Here is a 1408-nt window from a genome sequence, read left to right as displayed (position 1 = left end):
GGAACGTAACGGTCTTTTTTGCCTTTGCCTTGAACCACTTTGAGCTGTTTTCTATCGAAATCTAGATCTTGTAATCGTACACTTCGGGCTTCCATGCAGCGCAATCCGCAGCCATAAAGCAAACCAATCAGGATTTTATGTTTTAGCAATTTGGCACTCTGGAGCATCGCCCAAACTTCCTCTTTACTCAAAACAACAGGAAGTTTCTTCTCGTGTTTTATGGACGGTAAACGAAGGAACTGATACGGAAAACCCTCAGATTTCAGCAAAAAACGAAGTCCATAAACGCAATGCTTAAAGTAGGTTTGAGAAGGTGTTTTTGACTTTTTTTGTTGGTAAAACAAGTAGTCCTGTACTTGTTCGGGATCTAATTCGGTTGGGATTTTACCAAAATAAAGCGAGATAGCTGCAACATGGCGCGAATAGTTATTAAAAGTACTTTGGCTTCTGCCTAAAACAGAAATCGTCCGCTCAAAACGATCTAAAAGTTCCTCGAAACCTGGAACTTCTCGCTTGGCTTGGTTCAGAATTTTGTTCTCTCTTAACGCATCAGGATGCTTTTTTTTGTAGTCATAATATCAAATTTTAATTATCTTTGAAAAGTACTACTTTTTCGGTTTCGCGCTACCGAAGGTTTAGTTCAACAGCGGTTTCACGATATTTGGGTTTTAGGCTTAATTTAAAGTTAGTCTTGTACTTGAAAAATTAGTGATTAACCGAAAATTAAATCTTAATTTAGTCCCAAACATCGTGAGAGCCGCGGGACGTCAGGCTGTGAAAAAACCACTTTTTTCTTCAAAACCAACCCAACTTCCCTGATCCACACCTCAAATAAAACCTTTTAAGGCAAGTTGTTTTTTAGGCTGATAATTTAGTTTGACTGAAAAAGAAGTCTAATTTTAACTTTAAATAGGTCGTTTTTAGCAAAAACAAATCCTTTCTCTTGTAAGGACTGTTCCAAGTCTTGAGTCTGGCAACAAGATCGGGAACACCAAGTATGTTGATGCTGCGTTTGATGTTATACACCAGCATAATCAAACTGTGTTCGCCGTTTACTTTTTCGAGTCCAACTAAATCTGTATAATTGTAGCCCCACTTTCGTTTGATAGTTCCAAAAATGTGCTCGTTAATTTCTTGGCGTTTGCGATATAATTGTCCATTTTCTTTATAACGCTTATGATTTTCTTCTACTGCTTCGGCATATTGGCTTCGATCTATTTCCCTACCTCCTTTTCTGCTGGTGCATAGCGCTTTTACTGGACAGGTTTTGCAAGCTGAAGTTCGGTATTTTTGGAACCTATAACCGCTTTCTTGGGTGCGACCGGTTTTCTTGTGCCAGCTTCCGGTGGTACTCAAGGTTTGTCCTTGCGGGCAGGTGTAGGTGTTGGTTTCTTTGTTGTAAATGAAC

Annotated in this window: 2 protein-coding genes; both read right to left on the bottom strand. The window is 39.2% G+C overall.

Annotation, left to right across the window (positions count from 1 at the left end; all coding sequences use genetic code 11):
- Positions 1-383: tyrosine-type recombinase/integrase (locus FPG59_RS16045; protein WP_254906729.1), on the bottom strand; the 383-nt coding region annotated here is incomplete at its 3' end.
- Between the two features lie 475 nt (positions 384-858).
- Positions 859-1408 (bottom strand): transposase (locus FPG59_RS16040; protein WP_254906728.1); only part of this gene is annotated, 550 nt, incomplete at its 5' end.

Origin of the sequence: Flavobacterium sp. FPG59 (assembly GCF_002150205.1) — a bacterium.
Classification (GTDB): Bacteria; Bacteroidota; Bacteroidia; order Flavobacteriales; family Flavobacteriaceae; genus Flavobacterium.
Note: the sequence above shows the minus strand (reverse complement) of the source record. Positions and strands in the feature narration are given on the sequence as shown.